The sequence below is a fragment of the Shewanella sp. T24-MNA-CIBAN-0130 genome (assembly GCF_040310185.1).
Taxonomy (GTDB): Bacteria; Pseudomonadota; Gammaproteobacteria; order Enterobacterales; family Shewanellaceae; genus Shewanella; species Shewanella psychromarinicola.
On sequence record NZ_JBEOPP010000007.1, the window covers coordinates 128,842 to 149,697 of the forward strand.

The 20,856-nt window shown below is 42.4% G+C and carries 18 protein-coding genes; 2 read left to right on the forward strand and 16 right to left on the reverse strand.

Annotated features, from left to right (window positions below; genetic code table 11):
- Window positions 1-2: 2 nt before the first annotated feature.
- The 4 genes from AAEZ02_RS04805 to AAEZ02_RS04820 form a co-directional block, all read right to left on the reverse strand.
- Window positions 3-455: a (2Fe-2S)-binding protein gene (locus tag AAEZ02_RS04805; protein ID WP_101032158.1), complete on the reverse strand. Its 453-nt coding sequence runs from the start codon at window positions 453-455 to the stop codon at window positions 3-5.
- A 331-nt stretch (window positions 456-786) separates the two neighbouring features.
- The gene (locus AAEZ02_RS04810; RefSeq protein WP_124011800.1) at window positions 787-1,392 is read right to left on the reverse strand and encodes a nucleotidyltransferase family protein; all 606 of its coding nucleotides are present in this window, start codon (window positions 1,390-1,392) and stop codon (window positions 787-789) included.
- Window positions 1,393-1,420: 28 nt separating this feature from the next.
- Entirely contained in the window at window positions 1,421-2,440 is a 1,020-nt protein-coding gene (locus AAEZ02_RS04815; RefSeq protein ID WP_101032160.1) for an XdhC family protein, read from the reverse strand.
- Between the two features lie 123 nt (window positions 2,441-2,563).
- Window positions 2,564-3,208, reverse strand: a complete 645-nt coding sequence (locus AAEZ02_RS04820; RefSeq protein WP_124011802.1) for an MBL fold metallo-hydrolase — start codon at window positions 3,206-3,208, stop codon at window positions 2,564-2,566.
- Window positions 3,209-3,477: 269 nt separating this feature from the next.
- Between AAEZ02_RS04820 and AAEZ02_RS04825 the strand changes: the two genes are divergently transcribed.
- On the forward strand, window positions 3,478-4,767 hold the full coding sequence (locus tag AAEZ02_RS04825) for an alpha/beta fold hydrolase (RefSeq protein WP_124011803.1): 1,290 nt from the start codon (window positions 3,478-3,480) through the stop codon (window positions 4,765-4,767).
- 118 nt (window positions 4,768-4,885) lie between these two features.
- On the opposite strand, the gene AAEZ02_RS04830 is transcribed toward AAEZ02_RS04825, so the two are convergent.
- From AAEZ02_RS04830 to AAEZ02_RS04850, 5 genes are all read right to left on the reverse strand, one after another.
- On the reverse strand, window positions 4,886-5,542 hold the full coding sequence (locus AAEZ02_RS04830) for a nitroreductase family protein (protein WP_101032163.1): 657 nt from the start codon (window positions 5,540-5,542) through the stop codon (window positions 4,886-4,888).
- Window positions 5,543-5,782: 240 nt separating this feature from the next.
- A complete protein-coding gene (locus AAEZ02_RS04835; RefSeq protein WP_124011804.1) occupies window positions 5,783-6,328 on the reverse strand; it encodes a thioredoxin family protein in 546 nt (181 codons plus the stop codon).
- A gap of 219 nt (window positions 6,329-6,547) precedes the next feature.
- Complete coding sequence (locus AAEZ02_RS04840; RefSeq protein ID WP_351075192.1) at window positions 6,548-8,017, reverse strand: ATP-binding cassette domain-containing protein; 1,470 nt, start codon at window positions 8,015-8,017, stop codon at window positions 6,548-6,550.
- 138 nt (window positions 8,018-8,155) lie between these two features.
- A complete protein-coding gene (locus AAEZ02_RS04845; RefSeq protein WP_351122126.1) occupies window positions 8,156-8,446 on the reverse strand; it encodes a putative quinol monooxygenase in 291 nt (96 codons plus the stop codon).
- Between the two features lie 63 nt (window positions 8,447-8,509).
- Window positions 8,510-9,535, reverse strand: coding sequence for a zinc-binding alcohol dehydrogenase family protein (locus AAEZ02_RS04850; protein ID WP_351075188.1), 1,026 nt, complete (start codon window positions 9,533-9,535; stop codon window positions 8,510-8,512).
- Between the two features lie 122 nt (window positions 9,536-9,657).
- On the opposite strand from AAEZ02_RS04850, the gene AAEZ02_RS04855 reads away from it, so the two are divergent.
- Complete coding sequence (locus AAEZ02_RS04855) at window positions 9,658-10,593, forward strand: LysR family transcriptional regulator (RefSeq protein ID WP_351122139.1); 936 nt, start codon at window positions 9,658-9,660, stop codon at window positions 10,591-10,593.
- 613 nt (window positions 10,594-11,206) lie between these two features.
- On the opposite strand, the gene AAEZ02_RS04860 is transcribed toward AAEZ02_RS04855, so the two are convergent.
- The 7 genes from AAEZ02_RS04860 to AAEZ02_RS04890 form a co-directional block, all read right to left on the reverse strand.
- Window positions 11,207-13,183, reverse strand: coding sequence for a DNA topoisomerase III (locus tag AAEZ02_RS04860; RefSeq protein WP_351122129.1), 1,977 nt, complete (start codon window positions 13,181-13,183; stop codon window positions 11,207-11,209).
- An 822-nt stretch (window positions 13,184-14,005) separates the two neighbouring features.
- Window positions 14,006-15,520 (reverse strand): amidophosphoribosyltransferase, encoded by a 1,515-nt coding sequence (gene purF / locus AAEZ02_RS04865; protein WP_335686432.1) that lies wholly within the window; start codon window positions 15,518-15,520, stop codon window positions 14,006-14,008.
- Window positions 15,521-15,553: 33 nt separating this feature from the next.
- Complete coding sequence (locus tag AAEZ02_RS04870) at window positions 15,554-16,042, reverse strand: CvpA family protein (RefSeq protein ID WP_101032173.1); 489 nt, start codon at window positions 16,040-16,042, stop codon at window positions 15,554-15,556.
- A 152-nt stretch (window positions 16,043-16,194) separates the two neighbouring features.
- Entirely contained in the window at window positions 16,195-16,809 is a 615-nt protein-coding gene (locus tag AAEZ02_RS04875) for an SPOR domain-containing protein (RefSeq protein WP_351122133.1), read from the reverse strand.
- 71 nt (window positions 16,810-16,880) lie between these two features.
- A complete protein-coding gene (gene folC, locus AAEZ02_RS04880) occupies window positions 16,881-18,158 on the reverse strand; it encodes a bifunctional tetrahydrofolate synthase/dihydrofolate synthase (RefSeq protein ID WP_335686434.1) in 1,278 nt (425 codons plus the stop codon).
- A gap of 93 nt (window positions 18,159-18,251) precedes the next feature.
- A complete protein-coding gene (gene truA / locus AAEZ02_RS04885; RefSeq protein ID WP_101032176.1) occupies window positions 18,252-19,037 on the reverse strand; it encodes a tRNA pseudouridine(38-40) synthase TruA in 786 nt (261 codons plus the stop codon).
- 142 nt (window positions 19,038-19,179) lie between these two features.
- Window positions 19,180-20,856: FimV/HubP family polar landmark protein (locus AAEZ02_RS04890; RefSeq protein WP_351122136.1), on the reverse strand; the 1,677-nt coding region annotated here is incomplete at its 5' end.

The window sequence follows — 20,856 nt, forward strand, 5'->3', positions numbered from 1 at the left end:
GATCACGCCTCCGAAGCCGATTGAATCGCAGCTTTTATCCGTGGATAAGTGCCACAACGACAGATATTGCCCGACATCGCATCAGCAATTTGGGTTTCAGTGGGTTTAGGCGTGGTGGTTAATAATGCTGCGGCAGACATTAATTGTCCCGCCTGACAATAGCCACATTGCGGTACATTATGTTCTAACCAAGCTTGCTTTAGCTTTTCAGCCTCAAGACCTTCAATAGTGGTCACCTGCTTGCCTTGTACTTGCTTTAAGCTGGTTAAACAGCCGCGCATCGGGCTGCCGTCAACATGAATAGTGCATGCACCACATAGCCCAGCTCCACAACCAAATTTTGTCCCAGTCAGGCCAAGGATGTCACGCAATGCCCATAGCACAGGCATATTAGGGTCGGCATCAAGGGTAAAATCCTTTCCATTTACCATCAATTTTTGTGTTGGGGTTGTCATAATCACTCCTTAATTAGGGTCTATTGATCTTTTGTGGTTAACGTTTGTTCGACACAAACAGGCTAGCTCTTTTTGTGAATGTATGATGCGCCCAATGCTTAGAGACAAAGTCTCTAAGCTGGCTAATACCTTGCAACAAAGACCCATGTTTACATAACATGTTTACAAATCGTGTTTACAAAATAAGTGCAGCCGTTTAGCCGGATCTTTCAGGGTACATTGGTTGCTTATTTCTACTTCGTAATCGTTTGTGCAGCTAAAATAACGATCCGCTATTCGCTCTGACTTGGATAACATCGCCACAAACGGCTACAAGATTCATCTTAAAAGATCAGCCGGCACTGTCCAACCAACGTGCTAAGTCAGCCGGTGTATCAATATCAAATTGGGCTTGTTCCATATGAATAATATTCAAGCTATTATTTTTATCATGCTGTTTTAAAATACTTTTTGCACCTTTATCGCCATCAATCGACAACAGAGCATTAATATCCTTAGCTAAAAAGATAGCTGGAACGCCGACACTGTGCCGGTAAAAAGCACTGCTGGTTAAGTTATTGTGCCTATATGCTTGGATCAATTGCAGATAATCATCGCCTTGCAGTGCGACTTGGTCGGCTAACACAATTAACAACGCATCCGCCTGTTGGCTTTGAGCATAGCGCGCGGCGAGTTTCACCGAACTGGACAAACCTAATTGCCAATCATGGTTGATAAGTCGATGATGCTTGGCGGTAATAGCTAACACTTCATCTGTTTGATGCGCACCTAACATCACCACCGCTGGGGCAATGCCCGCTGTTTGGGTGACGTGATCGAGTGTTTGCAGGCAATATGCGAGTAAGCTTTGTTCACCTTGCACTTTGGCGACAATTTTAGCGCCGTTAAAACGACTACTTGCACCCGCGGCTAAGATCACCGTAATAATTTTTGGCATTATCAATGGCGCATTCTCTAGGTTGTTATTACAGCATTACCGTATCAAGACTGGTTAACTTACTTTGATAAAGCACGCCATGGCATTGGGATAAGATACTCAGTCCAACCGAACCAGACAGCTCGCCACCTAGCGCTAACCCTGCTGGCGCCGAAAAATAGCCACTAAAGTCGTCAACCGTTAACTCAGCCATGTTCAACACTTTGTCACGACGATGAGTTGGACCTAATAACGAAATATAAGCCAACGGTATGGTTTGGAGTACCTGTAATGTTTTAGCATCGATTTGTAAATTATGACTCATCACAAAAGCGGCATCTAAACTGGCCAAAAGTGTTTTTGACACTGCTGCCGTCGGTTTTTTAATAATCTGACATCCTGGGAAATCATAAGTACGCGCATAGGCGGTACGTTCATCAAACACACTGACTTTCCAGCCTAGTGTTTGCGCCATTTGTGTAATCGGTTGTGCATCTAAACCGCCACCAAAAATACCAATATGTACTGGCGGTCTAAGCGGAATATGCAACACAGAGCTAGCTTGATCGATCACGGTGCGGGTTTTACTATTGAGAGTGATCGACGCAGGTCGCTCAGCATCTTGCTCAACAAAGTGACCTGCCAATTGGTGGGCCGGCGTACCATCCGCCACGATATCAAGTTGATATTCACCTGCATCACCACGCATTAAAGCGTCATGAACACGAACTAAACCAAGATAATTGTTCGATTTATTTAACGACACCATCATAATATTAACGATACCACCACAACCCAGCTGATAACTGGTATCAGACTCATCGGTTGCGTCATAGGTTAACTGAATAACTTGCTGGGTTTGAATTGCACGCTGGGCGTGACGACGTAGATCCGCTTCAAGGCATCCACCACTTAACATCCCCAAGCTTTTACCCATTGGATGAAATAGCATTATGGCGCCAGGTTTACGGTAAGAAGAGCCTTGCACTTGAGTAAGAACGGCGACTACCCAGTCTTCTTGATAAGAAGGTAACCAGGTATCGAGTAAATCAACGAGGTGTTGAACCATTTGAACTGTCCATCATAGGTAAACGCAGTCTATTAAGCTAACAGACTCGCTATACAATGCAAAGAATCAATGGTTTCAACTTATTAATAAATAACCTCAATGATCTGATTACATAACAAATTATTAATCAAATAACTGATCGGCAACAAAAGGGTTATGTTGTCGTTCATCGGCAAACGTCGACATGGGTCCATGGCCAGGAATAAAACTCACATTATCCCCTAATGGCCACAATTTGGTGGTAATAGAGTGAAGTAAGTCCTGATGGTTAGATTGCGGAAAATCAGTACGACCAATAGAGCCTCGAAAAAGCACATCCCCCACCCATGCTAAGTTAGCGGTCTTGTTATAAAAAATGATGTGTCCAGGGGTATGCCCGGGGCAATGCAATACTTGTAAATGCTGCTCACCGACACTCACGTCATCATTTTCATTAAGATATTGGGTGGGTTTAAAGGCTTCAACACGCGGAAAACCAAAGTTCTGACTTTGTTTCACTAAATTTTCTAACCAAAATTTATCGTCAATGTGCGGACCTACGATCGGGATCGCTAATCTTTCTGCTAATGCCGCTGCGCCGCCAACATGATCAATATGACCATGGGTTAATAATATTTTTTCAACACTCAAGCCTAACTTGTCCACTTCAGCTAAAATTCGTTCAATGTTGCCACCCGGATCGACCACGGCAGCTTTCAAGGTTTTTTCGCACCATATGACACTACAATTTTGCTGAAAAGGCGTTACAGGGATGATTTGATATTTCATCGACAACCTCGTCCTTAATAATTATTAAGATAATTATCGGTTAATTTTATCTAGGCAGATTGGGTCTAGATAGCTATTAAACTTAATCTCCATCAAGTTACTGATTGTTAATATACAAGATGACTCATAAAATATGTGTGATTCGCATCGACATAAGCGTCTTTAATACCATACTAATTAGCTCACATTTACGGTGCGATTGTCGTCAATGACAAATCAAGATTGGATAGTATTAGTATCGCCATTAATCACCACTGAATAGGCATTTTATGCACATCGACCTTACTTTATCAGACATTATTGCCCGTAAGCACTTTTTCTCGGTGCCGTTAGACTACCAACAAAGTCCCAGTAAACAGATTACTGTTTTTGCCCGTGAAATTGTCAGTGTTGAAAATCAACATAAACAGCTGCCTTATTTGGTGTTTTTTCAAGGTGGACCGGGGTTTGGCGCCGTAAGACCGATTAGCAACAACGGCTGGATAAAACGAGCCTTAACTGAATATAGAGTGCTATTACTTGACCAGCGAGGCACAGGATTATCAAGCCCAGTCAATGCCACCAGCTTAAGTTATATGAGTGCCACAGACCAAGCTGACTATCTAAGCCATTTTCGCGCCGATAACATCATCCGCGATGCAGAATATATTCGAGCCAAACTATCACCAGACGAACCTTGGAGTATTTTAGGCCAAAGCTTTGGTGGTTTTTGTGTCCTGCATTATGTGTCTGCCGCGCCAGAAGGCCTAAAAGAGGCTTACATTACTGGCGGTATTCCTTCGCTAACCCGCCCTGCTGATGACGTTTACAAAGCGACATATCAGCGTGTTATTACCAAAAATAATGACTTTTTTAATCGTTTTAGTGACGCTCGAATGCTGGTCGATAACTTAGCAAAGCACCTATATGAAAACAAAGTGTACTTAGCTACAGGTGAGCAGTTGACGGTAGAAATGCTTCAGCTACTAGGCGTTAATATAGGCATGGAACAAGGGCCCGAAGCCGTTTACTACTTGCTTGAACAAGCTTTAATTGACACGCCTCACGGTATTGATCTCAACCCGCTATTTTTACATCAATTTAGCCAATTCCTTAGTTACAATACCAATCCTATTTTTGCCTTAATGCACGAATCTATTTATTGTCAAAATAATGCTTCATCGTGGGCAGCTCATAGAGTACGGGCCCAGTTTAATCAATTCAATTACCGTCCAGATAAACCCTTGCTGTTTACTGGTGAAATGATCTACCCCTGGATGTTTGCCCAACTCGAAGCATTGATACCATTACAAGCTGCTGCAGACTTAATCGCCGCAAAAAAAGACTGGCCAGCATTATATGATCTTGAAAAATTGGCCAATAATAAAGTCCCGGTTGCGGCCGCTATTTACAGCAACGACATGTATGTTGAAATGCAATACAGCTTAGAAACAGCCAAACAAGTCAATAACCTCAAATATTGGCTTACTTCAGAATACGAACACAACGGCATCCGCATGGATGGCGAACGCATTTTAGATAAGCTAATGAGTCTTAATCGTGGTCATTGCTTACGCTAAAAGTGCTGGCGTTAAACGTGGCTTTTCTAAAAAAATTGAAAAAAAAAGCTTAAACATTAGATGTTTAAGCCGTTTTATATTATTTTATACAAATGAATACTTGCAGCAAAACAATCAATTACAATACTTGTAATACTTGCTCTGCTGCTAAACGAGACTTAGGCAACTTGGCATTATAGTCTTCATCTGAATGGTGATAACCAAACGCTAATGCTACATCACATACATAACCGTCAAGTTCTTTGGCAAATATTTGGCCAATCATCTCACTGTCAACGCCTTCCATCGGAGTAGAGTCGATGCCAAGACGTGCTAAAGAATGCATAGTGTTACCTAAGGCTAAATAGGTTTGTGACTTAGTCCAAGCCGCATTGTTACCCGCTTCATCAGTATTTAAGTCAACAAATGCATATCCACCAAACGCAGCTTCACGATCTTCAGCCTTAGTACGACCATCTACAATGCCTTGGTCAACCACTTTGGCATAGTCTTCACGAGTATACTTAGGGTTGTAAGCAAACAATACAATATGAGATGCCGCGTTAATGTGTGGTTGATTGAACTGAAATTTATTGGCAAAGGTGTCATGCATACGTTGCTTAGCTTGATCGCTTTCAATCACGATAAATTTCCATGGTTGAGAGTTTATCGATGAAGGCGACAGTCTCATTGCCTCATAAATCACCGCTAAATCTTCTTTTGGTACGCGCTTAGTCGCATCATAGCGTTTGGCTGTATAACGTTTTTCTAAATCAGTAATAATAGCGTTGGTCATGTCAGACTCCATATGGATTTGAAACAATCATTAAAAAGGTTGGCGATTAACAACACATAAAATGGTTATTAATTAACCTGCCAAGTTAATCACAATAAAATAGTGTGATTAACAAAATAAATTTAACTTGAAAATAAATAACAAATACAATTAATTAACAATAATATTTGCGTAGAAATATTAATATCTTGTTATTGTGCTAATAAATAATTTTTCAAGGTTATGAGTTAAATAAAATCATTATCGCCATTTAATTGAGCAGCCCATACTGGCCGTTTGTTGCTTAGGCCCTTTACCAATAGCGGCAATCAGTTGCATAGCATTAAGTAGTTCGGGCTCTCGATTAGGATCATTGTGCAAACGCGCATCGTCTAAGCGGCCACGATATTGCAATTCACCAAGGTGATTAAACCCAAAAAAGTCAGGGGTGCACACTGCGCCATACTGCTTACCGACTTGTTGATCTTCATCAACTAAATACGGAAATTTAAATCCATACTGCTCAGCAAAGCGCAACATGTTCTGCGGCGAATCTGCTTCAACATGCTGATAATCATTAGACATTACCGCTAATACATTAATACCTTCGGCCATAAGCTGCTCTGTGTCCTCGGCTAAACGAGTTGCAATGGCTTTAACATAGGGACAATGATTACAAATAAACATAATCAACAAGCCCTTTTTACCTAAGTTTTCACTCATGGAAAAAACGTCACCGTTAGCATTTTTAAGCTTAAAATCAGGTGCTTGCCAGCCAAAATCACAAATGGGTGTATCGAGTAACATCGTTAACCTCATCTCGGAATAATAAACGGTTATCAAATAGTAATATTGATTAGCAATGTTGTTGAACCGCGTTAATATCGCCATCATATACGATACTTTAGCTGCCATATACAGCATAATAATTGAAACATTATCAATTATTATTTGACAATTAAACGAGAAAATAAAAACAGCCAACAATTGTCAGCTGATTAACGTTAACCTCTTAGCCATAAAGCATTAAGCTTCAGTCACCACTGTACGATAACCACCTTGGTGTTTATCGACGATAAACTCAATAAAGTGCTTAATACTATCGAGGCTATCCTCTTGATAATGTGACACATACAACAATTGACTTAAATGCTCTTTCGCAATGAGTTCAAGGGCGTTTTTAATCAATCTACGCCCCAGATAATCTAAGCCTTGATAAGGCTCGTCGAGGATCAATAAGGTGGGTTGTTTCACAATGGCGCGGGCAATGAGTAATAACCGTTGCTGGCCATACTCTAATTGTCGAAAAGCGGATTTACTCAAATGGCTCATGTGTAAAATCGCCAACCATTCTGTTGCGATGGCCACTTGTTGTTTCGACGGTTGTTGATACAAACCAATGGAGTCATAAAAGCCCGATACAATCACATCAAGTGCACTGCAATTAACCCGATACTGTAAATGTAAGGCAGATGACACCATACCGATGTGTTTTTTTATCTCCCAGATGCTCTCGCCGGAACCTCTTTTTTTACCAAAAATATCAATGTCGTTGCTGTAGCATTGAGGATGGTCGCCGAAAATAAGCCCCAGCAGAGTACTTTTACCGCAGCCATTAGGGCCTTTTACTTGCCAATGCACGCCATTATCGATACGCCAGTTAACACCCGAAAAAATCACTTTGTCGCTGTAAGCAACTCGTCCATTGTTTAACTGAAAAACCGGGTTCGCAAATAATGGCTTATGTCTGTGGCGACGAATAAGCGCCAACATATCATCGCTTTGTTGGCCCGCTTGCGCGGTTAATTGGGCGATAACAGGATGATTATCCCACTCTGACTGAGTCATTACGCTGTCTAATGTGCCATGACTAAACAGGGCAACATGCTCAATCCATTTAGGCATATCTTCTTCACGCGACACAATCACCAGCATTTGTATCGTTTGTGATAATTGCTGTAAATATTCAGTAAGAGTCTGTCTGTGCGCAACATCAAGCCCTGCATAAGGTTCGTCGAGCACTAAAAATGGCACTTGGGTTGCGACAGCACGGGCAAGCATAACTCTACGACCTTCACCCGTAGACAATTGAGTAAAAGGACTTAAGCTTAAATGAGTCAAATCTAATTGCTGCAGCAATTGATGGGTTAAACCATTGTCATGGCATTGACTAAAAATAACCCCAAATACGGTCGTTTTAGGATCGGTATATCCCAGTGACTCACTGTCATCTTGCTCTAAAATATCTTCAAGCAATGATTGCTGTTCAAGCAATGACACTAATGCCACACAAGATGGCGCGACACCGGTAATATCGCCACTATATGTTAAGATCGGCGCATCAATTTGCCGAGTTAATAACTGGCCAAGCAACGCGCCGACATCACCTTCGGTGCTAAATACACCCCAAGATTGTTGTGGTTCAATCACCCATTGATCAATGTCGACAGTGACACTCGATGAACGGCACTGCAACTGCGTAAATCTGATTTCCATCTTGCCACTTATCCTAATCTTTAAAGCGATTCATCACTTGAGTGTCTCATAAGATGCTAAAAAAAATCGACAAAAAAGCAGAACATTCTATGTTCTGCTTTAGGATGCCACTCAATTGAATGGCCAACTCGAATACAACTAGCCGATAACGGTCATTTTATTCAAAATAAATTCATCGACAGCATCCTGGATTGCAGCCACAAAATCGGCTAAATGCTGATTTTCCATATGCACACGCCATAATTCACGGGTCTGCCAAGTCTCATAAAACATAAAGTGGGCTGAGTTTTCATTGTCTCGGTGTAAGTCATAATTAATACACCCTTCTTCAGCGCGTGTGACTTCAATCAGCTTCAGTAATTCAGTTTTTACTAACTCAATTTTGTCCGCTTTTGCTTTAATGTTGGCTACAATCGTTAAATGTGACATGTTTATTCCTGTTCGATAATATAAGTACTTAACATTATTAAATAATACAATTAAAGGTATTAATTAAAACCCTTCTAAAACAATTTTACCAATGGCACGGCCTGCTTCTAACGCCTCATGTGCAGCACGAAGATTTGCAGCATTTATTGCGCCCATGTGCTGGCCTAACGTAGTTTGAATATAACCTTGGTCGACAAGATCGGCTACTCGGTTAAGTAAACGTCCCTGCTCATCCATATCTACTGCGTTAAACATCGAGCGAGCAAACATAAACTCCCAATGTAATGACAAACTCTTGAGTTTTAACTTAGTGATATCTAACCCTTCTGGATCATCAATCATGGCAATTTTACCAAAGGGTGCTAGCAACTGAGTGTAAGCCTCAAAATAGGCATCTGTGCTGTTTAAACTGGCCACATGGGTGACAGACCCTATGTTTAATCCATCAATTTGAGCGGGTAACGGTTTGGTGTGATCAACCACATGATCAGCGCCTAACTTTTTCACCCATTCGCTTGAACTTTCACGCGATGCTGTGGCGATAATGGTTGCACCTGTCAAGGTTTTTGCTAACTGAATAAAGATAGAACCCACACCACCCGCAGCGCCTACGACCAAAATGACTTCGTTTGATTTTTCAGTTGAATGGGGTGCTTGTTGCTTAATACATAAATGTTCAAACAGTAATTCCCAAGCCGTGATCGCCGTTAACGGTAATGCTGCGGCTTCGGCATCGGATAAACTTTTAGGTTTAATGCCCACTAAACGCTCATCCACTAATTGGTATTCAGCATTGCTACCCTGACGCGTAATATCGCCAGCATAATAAACCTGATCGCCAGGATTAAATGGGCTCACACTTTCACCTGTCGCAATCACTTCACCAACGGCGTCCCAACCGATCACTTTTACTTCACCCGCAACAGGCGCCATGTTCAAGCGGACTTTATAGTCTGCTGGGTTAACGGCGATGGCTTTTACTTTGATTAATAAATCACGGCCTGTTGCGATAGGTTGAGGTAACTCGACATCAATTAACGACTCAGGGTGAGTAACGGCTAATGATTGTGTGTATCCGATGGCTTTCATAATCTGCTTCCTATAGTAAACGGTATCAATGGGATTACTTTTCAATGAAGCTATATTAGCCCTTGTTTTACTCCGCATAAACAGCATAATAATTGAAACATTATCAAATATTATTAGACAATATGTTATTAGAAGATCTGCAGGTTATTTTGAAAGTGGCTGAGTTTCGCAGCATTACCGCCGCAGCAACCAATCTTGATATGCGCACAGCAACCGCCAGCGCCGCAGTTAAACGAGTCGAAAGTTCGCTAGGTGTTGAGTTGTTCATTCGCACTACAAGGCAGCTAAGGTTATCCAATGCTGGGGAAAAATACATTCCTCAATGTGAGCAAGCACTATTAATGCTCGAACAAGCCAAACAAAATTTGAAAGGCGAATTAGACATCATCGACGGGGATTTACGAATTGCATTGTCATCGGATTTGGGCCGCAATCTGGTTATGCCATGGATAGATGAGTTTATGGCCACTCACTCAAAAGTCAGTTTACGCGCCAATATTAATGACAGTAACTTGGACTTTTACCGCGACTCCGTCGATTTAGCCTTGCGCTATGGTTCGCCAAATGACGCTAATCTTTACGGGTTTAAAATCTGTAATGTCCCCAGATTATTGTGTGCATCTAAAGCTTACCTAGCAAAACATGGCATGCCAAAACACCCACAAGACCTCGCCTCCCACAATGGACTGTTATATCAACTCAATAATATTACTTACGATGTGTGGGAGTTTTATCGCGGTGATGAACAGTATAAAATCAAAATGAAAGGCAACCGAGTGTCTAACGATGGTGAACTGGTTCATCGATGGTGCGTATCGGGTAAAGGCATTGGGCTTAAATCTTGCCTTGATATATCAAGCGATTTACTCGCCGAAAACGTGGTACATATTTTACCCGAATACCAAACCAAAGCGACCGAACTCTGGCTGATATTCCCCAGTAGACAGTCTATTACTCCCGCAGCCCGATTACTGCGTGACACCTTAAAACAAAAGACCCGCAATATTTTACTGCAACTGATTGAGAAAGGCATAGTAGATAAAAGCGTGTTGAATTGATAAGCCTATCGGGGATAACAAGCGGTAACAGCAGGAAGTGCGATGAAATGCGGTGGTAAGAGATAACGAGCGATATCGAGCGATTCAGGATATTGGCCGATTCCGTCTTTTCTCAGTTATATCTCAATAAAATAAGACACATTCTTTGTCATCATCTAACAGCGATATATATTTAATACCTTAAACTCACTTTTGGACAAAAGTGTATTTAAGGTATTGATTAACTCAGCTTACTTGGTATTAGTTTAGCTTGATTTATAACGTAGCTTTATTTGAACTTATTGCCTGCAGCATGCTGATGTGCAGATGATTAAGCGAGACGCCGGCTCTTGATTTTAAATCAGCATCCCTGTGGGCTTATCCAAAACATCCCTGTTTTGGATACTCGCTGACTCATCTACACCTTTAATTTAACTCTCTTCGATTTAGCCGCATTGTAATGATCAAGTTTTTTCTGTAGCGATTTTCATCGCTTGCTACCCTCTTAGCTTATGACGTTGTTTGTATAGCCTCTAGCCGCGAAGTGACCTAGCGCCTAGACTTTTGACTTAACAAAAAAGCGCAGCGTTCGCTTGTCACCGTTCGTTATCGCTTTTCACCACTTGTTACCCTCTTAGCTTTTCGCTTTGGCTTTCTTTTTATAAGGCTTTTTAAAACTGCGTTTCGGTGTGGTACTGGCGACACCTTGTAATGCTGATGGTAACTGGCTCGATGCTTGGGTTATTAAACCATCTAACTGGCTGAGTAATGGCTGCATAAACGCATCGTACTTCAGTCTTTTTTGGCTGATGGCATCAAGGTTATTTTCCCATAACGCGGTCATGTCAGGTGTAGTTGCTGATTCTGGTAAGCTGCGGATCAAGCCAGTGCCAACCGGAGTGGCCAATATCGATTTACCTTGCCGAATAAGGTATCCACGCTTAAATAATAATTCAATAATCCCAGCACGAGTCGCTTCGGTGCCTAGGCCGTCGGTTTCTTTGAGGATTTTCTTAATTTCACTATCAGTAACATAACGACTAATTCCGGTCATGGCACCTAATAATGTGGCGTCGGTAAAATGCTTCGGCGCTTGAGTCGTTTTCTCCAATAATTCACCACGCTGACAATGCAACACCTGCCCGTTAACCAATGGCGGTAACGACTGAACGGCATCGTCGTTATCGTCTTCACTGTGAGTTGAACCAGTATTCGCTTGACTGTTATTAGCTTGATTTGCTGTGGCTGCCCGTTTAAAGAGCTGTTTCCAGCCTAAGCTTTTGTCTTGACGCGCTTTAGTGGTAAACAAGCCACCAGCAATCGTCACTTCAACTGCGGTTTCTGCATAAATATAAGCGGGATAAAACTGGGCTAAATATTGCCGCGCAACATGTTGGTACAACTTTGCTTCATTACCTGATAATGCAGCTAAGTTAGCCACTTTCTCGGTAGGCACAATGGCATGGTGAGCATCCACTTTACTGTCATCCCACGCTTTAGATTTAAGCTTGGCATTAGGTGAGTCGCAACCATCAACCAAGGCAGAAACGCCTTTGAGCACAGCATTCAATACTTTCGGTGCCAAAGTATGCTGCTCTTTAGGTAAATAGCGACTGTCTGAGCGCGGATAAGTAATCAATTTATGTTTTTCATACAAACTTTGGCAGGTATCAAGCACCTCTTTCGCCGATAGCCCAAAGCGTTTTGCGGCATCGATTTGCAGTGCTGATAAACTATAAGGTAATGGCGGGTTTTGGCGCTTATCTTTGGCTTCAAGTTTTGTCACTTCAGCGGGTTTACCATTAATGCGGGCAACCACATTTTCGGCTAAGCCTTTAGCTAATACCCGTCCATCTTCGTCCATATAGGGCTGGCAAGCCTCACTAGGCTTCCATTTAGCACTAAAACCTTGTTGCTGATCGGTCAGCAAATGCGCTAACACTTCATAAAAAGGTTTTGAGGTAAATGCAGCAATTTCTTCATCGCGGCGTACGACTAACCCAAGCAAAGGGGTTTGAACTCGGCCAACTGATAATACGCCCTGATAACCGACCTTACGCCCTTGAATGGTATATGCGCGGGTCATGTTCATGCCATACAGCCAATCAGCACGGCTGCGGGCTAATGCAGAAGTCGATAAAGGAATAAACTCACGATTGCTGCGTAACTGCCCTAGCGCACGTTTGACCGCTTGGGGGTTTAAGTCGCTGATTAACAGCCGCTGTACCTGGTTAAGCTTGTCACCCTTTACGCCCAAATAAGAAATCACTTCATCGACCAGCAACTGCCCTTCTCTATCTGGATCGCCAGCATTAATTATCGATGATGCTTGCTTTACCAGTTTACGCAACACCGTAAGTTGACTGCGCGTTTTGGGTTTGGGCTGCAACTTCCACGTTTGCGGGACAATTGGCAAATGCTCGAGTTTCCACGACTTAAATGCATCATCGTACGCATCAGGCTCGGCTTGCTCTAATAAATGGCCAATACACCATGACACGCAATCACCATTGGCGGCAATGATATAGCCATCACCTTTTTTATGTGGCTTTGGCAACACATCGGCAATCGCACGACCTAGACTGGGTTTTTCAGCAATATATAAAATCATAATCCACTGTTGGGGCGTTAGCGTTCAATATGACAAACCGAACTGCGCCACTTAACTGTATAAATTTACAGTATAGATTAGCGTTAAATACGCCAAGCTGCAAATATGAAATAATTAACCCCTTATCGGCGTAAATCATTACAATAAAAGCATAACAGCGAAAAGCCTAGAAGCTAGAGCGGACTACGTCCTGCTAGATCGCTTCGCTGCTATAAAAGCATAACAGCGAAGAACCTAAACCCTAGAACGGACTGCGTCCTGCTAGTTCGCTTCGCGGCTATAAAAGCATAACAGCGAAGAACCTAGACCCTAGAACGGACTCCGTCCTGCTAGATCGCTTCGCTGCTATAACAGCATAACAGCGAAGAACCTAGACCCTAGAACGGACTGCGTCCTGCTAGATCGCTTCGCTGCTATAACAGCATAAAAGCGAAGAACCTAGACCCTAGAACGGACTGCGTCCTGCTAGTTCGCTTCGCGGCTATCAAAGCATAATAGCGAAGAACCTAGACCCAAGAGCGGACTGCGTCCTGCTAGATCGCTTCGCTGCTATAAAAGCATAACAGCAAAAAGCCTAGACCCTAGAACGGACTGCGTCCTGCTAGTTCGCTTGATATCGATCTTTATCGCTCGTCATCGCTTGTTATCGCTCTTATAGCCTCTAGCAGCGAAGCGTCCTAGTATCTAGGCATCTAGGCGCAGCGTTCGCTTGTTATCACTCTTATAGCCTCTAGCCGCGAAGCGTCCTAGCCTCTAGGCCTTAAAGCAAAAAAAACCAGCATAAATTATGCTGGTTTTTATCACTAACAAACAGTGGTTAACTTATGGATGACACTCATTGTGCATTTCTAAATTAGTGCCTATGTCCTTTGAGCGATTAGCTTTGGCATCATCGTTACGTAATTGGGTTAAATGATCCAAGTAAGCTTGGTCAACGTCATTGGTAATATAATGACCGTCGAACACTGATGTTTCAAAACGCTTAATCTCTGGATTTTCCATTCTTACTGCTTCAATTAAGTCGCTCAAGTCTTGGAAAATAATGCCATCGGCACCAATGATTTTGGCAATTTCGTCAGCATCACGACCATGAGCAATCAACTCATTAGAGGTCGGCATATCAATTCCGTACACGTTAGGAAAACGGATTTCAGGGGCTGCTGAAGCAAAATACACTTTCTTTGCCCCGGCTTCACGCGCCATTTCAATGATCTGCTCAGACGTGGTGCCACGAACGATTGAATCATCAACCAGTAATACGTTTTTACCTTTGAACTCAGTATTAATTGCGTTCAATTTACGACGTACTGATTTTTTACGTTCTTGCTGACCTGGCATGATAAACGTACGACCAATATAACGGTTTTTAACAAAACCTTGACGGTACGGTAAATCCATACAACGAGCAATTTCTAATGCGATATCGCACGACGTCTCTGGAATAGGGATAACGACATCAATGTCATGATCTTCCCATTCTTTCTTAATTTTTTCGCCTAACTTAGCGCCCATGTTTACACGACTGGCATACACAGAGATTTTGTCGATGCTCGAATCTGGACGAGCAAAATAGACGAATTCAAAAATACACGGAGCATAGCTTGGGTCTGCAGCACATTGACGGGTAAATAACTGGCCATCGAGTGAAATATAAACAGCCTCACCAGGTGCTACGTCACGCATCACTTCAAAACCAACAGCGTCTAAAGCAACACTTTCTGAAGCGACCATATACTCAGTACCAGTTGCGGTTTCATGCTTACCAAGTACCAAAGGACGAATACCAAATGGATCGCGGAACGCTACCAGTCCTTGGCCGATGATCATTGCCACTACCGCATAAGCACCACGGGTTTGCGCATGCACTTTGGCAACCGCATCAAACACTTCATCTGCACTTAAGGTTAAACTGCGCGTCTCTTGTAACTCATCGGCTAACAGGTTTAACAAGATTTCGGAGTCAGAGGTGGTGTTAACATGACGACGTTTTCTGACGAGGCTTTCCGCCAGATCAAGCGTATTGGTCAAGTTACCGTTATGCGCTAACGAAATACCAAATGGCGAGTTAACATAAAACGGTTGCGCCTCTGATGCACTCGAGCTGCCCGCGGTTGGATAACGAACATGTCCAATACCGGCATTACCTTGTAAACGCTGCATATGTTTAGGTTCAAACACATCTTTGACTAAGCCGTTTGCTTTACGTAAACGAAACGCATTCATGTCAACAGTCACAATACCTGCTGCGTCTTGACCACGATGTTGAAGCACAGTCAGCGCATCATAAATGGTCTGATTAACTGTTGATTTTCCTACTATTCCGACGATACCACACATGGGTAAGGTTCCTCACTGTAAAGTGTTTTATGATTATATTTTGGGTACAAAGCTTGAGGTATTTTCGACATAGTCAAAAAACCACTGAATAACCACGCCAAATTCAGGTACAAGTACAGAATCCTGCCACCATTTCGTGTCAGGGAATGCCGTAAAAGCATCCATAAAAAACAGTAATGCGCTAACAATTAACGCGCCACGAATGGCACCAAAACACAGGCCTAAAACACGGTCTGTGCCCGATAAGCCTGTTTTGGCCACTAACTGGCCTAACAAATAATTAACGAGTGCCCCTAGGATCAGGGTAATGATAAAAAGAATGGCAATCGCGACACCGTTTCTGACTAACTCGTCCTGCATTTGGGTTAAATGAGCAGCAAGATCAAGATAAAACTGGCTAGCAATAAAGAAAGCGGCAAACCAAACCACAAGAGACATGGCTTCTTTTGCAAATCCGCGGATCAAACTAATAATAGTTGATAACCCGATGACAATAATAATTGCGTAATCAATCCAAACCATGGAGATGGGGATCCGGTATAGGGTTCAAGACGGCGAGATTCTAACAGAGACAGAGATGTTTCTCACCTCTGATTGCACAAATTATTCTTGCGTGATTAAGAACAATCAAATTGTAAATATTAATCACCCAAGCATAATACCGTCTGAATAGGTTATTGTTCCTGTGGATTATAGGCTACGATTTTGCCTTTTAATCCGGTTAATTTGAATATAGGTTGCTGACGAGCTTTAAGTTTTTCTTCTGACACTTCAGGGCCTACAAACACTCGGGTTAATTTTCCTTCAACAGGTACTTTAGGCAGTGTATAAGCATTAAATTCTGCCTTACGTAGTTGAATAATTAAGGCTTTTACATTGGTAATATTATTAAAACCGCCTAATTGCAACGTAAAACCAGCCGTAACGGGTGATTTAGTTTTATTAGCAACGGGTGTTTCAGGCTTTTTTACTGCCGCAGTGGTTGCCGCTGACGGTTTAACCACTTGATTCACTTTTTTAGTTGGTTCTGCTTCACCTAATTCAACAATATCGTTACTGAGATCTTGAGGTTCAGCAATCGTTAACACTTGGAACTCTTCCGCGGGTTCGGCGATGTCGACAGAACTGGCTCGATTTGAAGCACTTGACTGAACGGGACGTAAAGGAATTTCAGTGAACTCCTCAACCACCTGAGGTTTTTTACCGTCTAATAAATCGGGTAAAAAAATCACACCTAAGGCCACTAAGACGATGGTACCCACTAAACGATTTTGAAATTGACGATTCAAAGCTAATTCCCTTTTTTAACAAAACGACGTTAATGATGGCTTCTAAAACCGACGTCTAACATAAATAGTGTTTATAAAGATTTAAACCCTGCAACAGTATAAAAAGAGCCAAATATAATGACCACATCATCAGCCTCTACCGTCGCTTGTATAGCTTGCCATGCGCTGGCGATGTCAGTAAATTCACTGGCATGCTGACGACAACGCTCATTGGGCAATGCTTGACGCAGTGCTTGCGCTGATGCGCCCCGTGGATTATCTAAACCAACAAAATACCAATGACGGATTTGTTCAGCCAATGTCGCCAATACCAACTTGATGTCTTTATCTTTAAGCATGCCACATAAGGCTACAATACGACGACCTTGGTACGCCTGCAATTGTTGTGCTAAATATCGTGCAGCATGGGGATTATGCGCTACATCTACCAGCACTAATGGTTGCTCACTCACCTGCTCTAATCGTCCGGCTAGTTGAGCTTGTTGTAATCCTTGGTTAATGTGTTGCTGGCTTATTTGCGGCCAAATATAACTTAGCAGCGCCACAACACTAGCAGCATTAGCTAGCGGTAACCTTGGCACAGCCAAACCAATATAAGATTGCTGCGCGGATTCAAAATGCCATAATGTAGGTGGGTTCTGGTCTTTATGGTAATGAAACTCATAACCAACACGATAAAGTGTTGTTCCAATCTGCTGAGCATAATCTGTCACGCTCAATGGTAAATCGGGTTCACCACAAATGGCGAGACAACCTGAGCGGAACACGCCGGCTTTTTCTCTGCCAACCAGTTCTCGGGTATCGCCTAAATATTCTTGGTGATCAAGATCGATAGAGGTCAAGATAGTGGCTGTGGAGTCGATAATATTAGTGGCATCTAGACGGCCACCTAAGCCCACTTCAAGAATAATCACATCAAGCTTAGCCGCTTTGAATAAGTATAAACCCGCTAACGTCGCATATTCAAAAAAGGTTAATGAAATATCACCTCGTGCCACCTCTATGGCACAAAAAGCCTCAATAAGAGAGGCATCACTGGCATCTTGTTGATTGATCTGCACCCGTTCATTGTAATGCAGCAAATGCGGTGAACTGTAGACGCCAACTGATAAGTTTGCTTGACGTAATATTGAGGAGAGCATCGCACAGGTCGTGCCTTTACCATTGGTACCGGCGACTGTAATCACTTTAGCTGGAGCTAAATCAATCACATTGAGTCGCTCGGCGACAGCACTGACTCGCGTTAAGCCCATGTCGATTTCGCTAGGATGAATTGCCAGCAAATAATCCAGCCATTGATTTAAGCTTGATTGTTGATGGGGTACAGTAATTTCAGACGCAATTGACATAATTCAATACCATTTAATTTATGCAAACCTTACCAGACGTGGCGAAAACATAACATTAGTTTTACATCCCAATAAATATGACTGAAAAACACTTTAATCGAGCATAAACAATGGACCGAGTGCTAACCTAGGCAATTGATGCTGCTCAGGGTAAGTCACATCGACCAAATACAATCCGTTGGGCTTAGCTGTCGCTGCCGCCTGAGTGCGATTTTTCAATGCCAAGAGTTCTGTTATCCACTCGATAGATTGATTACCTAAACCGATTTGAAGTAATGAACCGACAATATTACGCACCATATGATGTAAAAATGCATTGGCTTGAATATCCACCAACACATACATGCCTTGACGAGTCACATTAACTTGATGCACATCTCGACAGGGTGTTTTAGCTTGACAATGCAACGCTCTAAAACTGGTAAAATCGTGTTTGCCTACGAGAAGCTGTGCGGCTTGATGCATCAAGGTTTCATCTATATCGCCGTGATAATGGCTCACACCAGAAGCTAAAATACCAGGGCGCAATTGATGATTATAAATAACATAGCGATAACGTCTGGCCGTAGCACTATAACGGGCATGAAAACTGTCATCCACTTCTTTCATCCATCGCACGGCTATACTGTCGGGTAAATTAGCATTCACGCCTAGTGTCCACGCCGTCATTGGACGTTGAACATTGGTGTCAAAATGAACCACCTGTCCAGTAGCATGCACGCCAGTATCAGTTCGCCCGGCACACAATACTTTAATGGGCTCATTTGCCACGTAACTTAAGGCTTTTTCAAGCTGGGCTTGCACTGAATCGACATCGAGTTGGCGCTGCCACCCACAAAAACCACTACCATCATATTCAATACCTAACGCGACCCGCATGCCTATGTCCTCCACTCAATAATGGCGCGCAGTTTACCACAAAAAAACGGCGCATGTATCTGCGCCGTTTGCATTTATATGGTTAACATAGGGCTATTTATTTTACCTATATCACATGAATTGACCGAGTTAATTATCCGAGTTAATTAAAGCTTTTAATTAAATTTTTGGCTTCTAATTGTTGACGTTCATTGCCATCCATTTGCACTTCTTTTAATAATGCTCGGGCACTGTCTTGATCTTCAATTTCAATATATGCTCTGGCTAAATCAAGTTTGGCATTAACGGAGTTTTCTTCATCATCAACATCAACCATGTCTGCATTACTTATTAACGAATTGACTGAACCCATATTAACATTAACATCTTTATACTGATCGGTTTTATCGTCATCTTCATCAGCATCGTTTAACAATTTATCGATGTCGATATAGCTATTTTCACGCTCAAAACGCGTTACGTCATCATTACTGGCTTTATATTCAGCTGATTGGCTACGTTCTTTTTGATCAAGTGCCGCCAACGCTTCATCAACCGTTAAATTGTCATCGCTAAGGATATATTCGTCTTCAGAGGTATAGTCGTCAACGTTGTCATCCTCTTTTAATGACTGTGAAAATGCGGCCAGTAAATCATCATCACTGACCTCAGGTTCATCGACTTCTTTCTCGTCAGCGGCAGACTCGGCAGCTTTAAGTAAATCACTTTCCCAATCTAATAATTCAGGCTTAGGTTTGTTGGATTTTAGGTCATTAAAGAAGCCGGAATCTTTATTGGTTTTATTTTGCGCAGTAGACGAAGAAGTGTCTTTATCATCCATTTCTGCTAACAAAGCATCAAGAGCCTCTTCCGCTTCAGTTTCTGGAGTAGGAGAAGATGCTGCTGCGGATCCTTGCTCTAACTTAACATCATGACGACTAGTTAATGCTAGCGCGGCTTCAAGTTGAGCATCAAATAAGGTGTTATCTTGGTCTTTACTATCGGCTTGTGTATCAACGTCAGACAGAGCATCTTTGTCCGCATCAATATCGTCTGCATTATCTGTTTTAGCTAAATCGACATCACTAAGATATTCATCAAACTCATCAAACAACTCAGTATCATCAATCTTGTCATTGATAGATTGTTCGCTGTTTGTATCAGTTGATGGTGTATCGCCGGCTTTTGTATCTTCTTTAAAGCTTGCCAATAAAGCATTAATATCATCATCGAGTGACTCATCATCGTCCAATATTAATGCTTCACTGGACGTATCGTCATCTAACTCCGCGGCAATCTGAGCTTGTACCGCTGCGTTTTCGTGATCATATGTCTCTGACTCAACCACAGGTTCGTTAAGACTGGCTAACAATGCATCGATGTCTTCGTCACTTGTTTCATTATCATCAGTAGAATCGGCGACATCTTCATCACTTAATTCAGCTGCAATTTGGGCTGCTAAATCATCACTTTCCGAGTTTCCCTGCTCATCTATTGGTAATTCATCGCTATTTTCGGCCATTGCGGATTCAATAACAGGCTCATTCAAGCTAGCCAATAATGCATCAACATCCTCATTATTAGGCTCTTCATTTTGGCCAACTTCATTCACATCATCTTCGCCGCTTGAGTCTGCCGATGTCTCTGGAGCTTTGACAGCCGCAGCAACATCATCTGACTCTGCCGGCATATCAAACTCGGCGAGTAATGAATCGATATCATCTTCAGTTGAGTCTGCTGATGAGCCGGCTGATGTCTCTGGCGCTTTGACAGCCGCAGCAACATCATCTGACTCTGCCGGCATATCAAACTCGGCGAGTAATGAATCGATATCATCTTC